A 1,587-nucleotide genomic window follows, 5' to 3' on the forward strand; every position below is an offset into this window, starting at 1 on the left:
CATCGACCAGAACTGGCACCTTGGCACCTTCGACAATGAGCCGAATCGTTACGCGGTTCTGAATTCCGAGACCCGAGCCGATCGGCGCACCGAGTGGCATCACCGCAACCGCGCCTGCCTCTTCAAGTTGCTTGGCGGCAATCGGATCATCGACGCAGTAGACCATCGGCAAGAACCCTTCCTTGGCCAATACCTCGGTTGCCTTCAGCGTCTCCCGCATATCGGGATAAAGTGTTTTGGCTTCACCTAGGACCTCAAGTTTCACGAGATCCCAGCCACCAGCCTCGCGCGCCAGCCGCAGCGTTCGAACCGCGCTGTCGGCGTCGAAGCAACCGGCAGTGTTCGGCAAATAGGTGTATTTCTTGGGGTCGATGTAATCGGTCAGCATCGGGGCTTTCGGGTCCGATAAATTCACGCGCCGCACAGCAACGGTGATGATCTCTGCACCAGAGGCGACCAGCGCAGCGGCGTTCTGTTCAAAATCCTTATACTTGCCGGTCCCTACAATCAGTCGTGAGTGAAACCTCCGACCGGCCACGGACCAGCTATCGCCCATTCGTTCGTCCGATTGCCCGCCGCCGACAAAGTGCACGATTTCCAATACGTCGCCCTCGGCAAGACTAACGTCGGCCAGCGTGGAACGCGCGACAATTTCGAGGTTTCGCTCGACCGCTACTTTGGCCGGATCAAGCCCGATATCGCGCACCAAGTCAGCGACACTTCCACCCGTCAGAAAACGACGTGGCTCGCCGTTGAGCGTAATGGAGATAGAATCGGTCATTGTCGGAAGGGTCATTTCGTCTCGCTTTTTACCTGCTCGCCATATAGGGTCCGATGCGCGCTATCCGCAACCACCGCCATCATAATATCGGGGGAAGTATTTTGGCTGACCGGCCCATTATTTTTGTTCTGAACGGTCCTAACCTCAATTTGCTCGGAACGCGAGAACCGGCGATCTACGGAACTGACACCTTGGATGACATCGCCGGACGGCTGGATGATTTGGCAGGTGCAGCAAATGTCGACATCGATTTTCGCCAGTCCAATCACGAAGGACATCTGATCGATTGGCTACACGAAGCGCAGGCGGTAGGGGCCAAAGCGGTGCTACTCAATGCCGGTGGCTACACGCACACATCGATTGCCATTCATGATGCAATGAAATCGATAAAGGTACCGGTAATCGAGGTCCACCTGTCAGACCCGCACAGCCGAGAAGAATTTCGGCATTTGAGTTATGTGGGTATGGCGGCAGTGTCCTGTTTTGCGGGACATGGTGCGAAGTCCTATGAACTGGCGCTGGACGCGGCGTTACAACTTTGACATTAGGCCCTGCAAAGCCAAAAAAGGGCGCAAGGAGTATAAAATGGCGGTAAAATCGGGGAACAACGGCGGAATGCAGGTCGATACGGCGCTAGTCCGTGAGTTGGCGGCCATGTTAAACGACACAGGTCTCAGCGAAATCGAGGTCGAGGATGGCGAGCGCAAGATCCGCGTATCGCGAACCATGACGGCAGTTGCAACGACTGTGGCGCCAGTACCGGTGGCGGCATCCGCCCCTGCATCAACTGCGGCGGCGCATGCTGC

Annotated in this window: 2 protein-coding genes and 1 pseudogene; 2 read left to right on the top strand and 1 reads right to left on the bottom strand. The window is 56.5% G+C overall.

Features of this window, described 5'->3' with window-relative positions:
- Positions 1-796: sulfur carrier protein ThiS (gene thiS / locus ABL922_RS14900; protein ID WP_349024991.1), on the bottom strand; the 796-nt coding region annotated here is incomplete at its 3' end.
- Positions 797-882: 86 nt separating this feature from the next.
- Between thiS and ABL922_RS14905 the strand changes: the two genes are divergently transcribed.
- Both ABL922_RS14905 and ABL922_RS14910 read left to right on the top strand, forming a co-directional pair.
- Positions 883-1,323 carry a type II 3-dehydroquinate dehydratase gene (locus tag ABL922_RS14905; protein WP_349024992.1) on the top strand — a complete coding sequence of 147 codons (441 nt, stop codon included), beginning with the start codon at positions 883-885 and terminating at the stop codon, positions 1,321-1,323.
- Positions 1,324-1,366: 43 nt separating this feature from the next.
- Positions 1,367-1,587 (top strand): annotated as a pseudogene (locus ABL922_RS14910) (acetyl-CoA carboxylase, biotin carboxyl carrier protein); the annotation flags it as partial.

This window comes from Sphingorhabdus sp., from assembly GCF_040079335.1.
Classification (GTDB): Bacteria; Pseudomonadota; Alphaproteobacteria; order Sphingomonadales; family Sphingomonadaceae; genus Sphingorhabdus_B.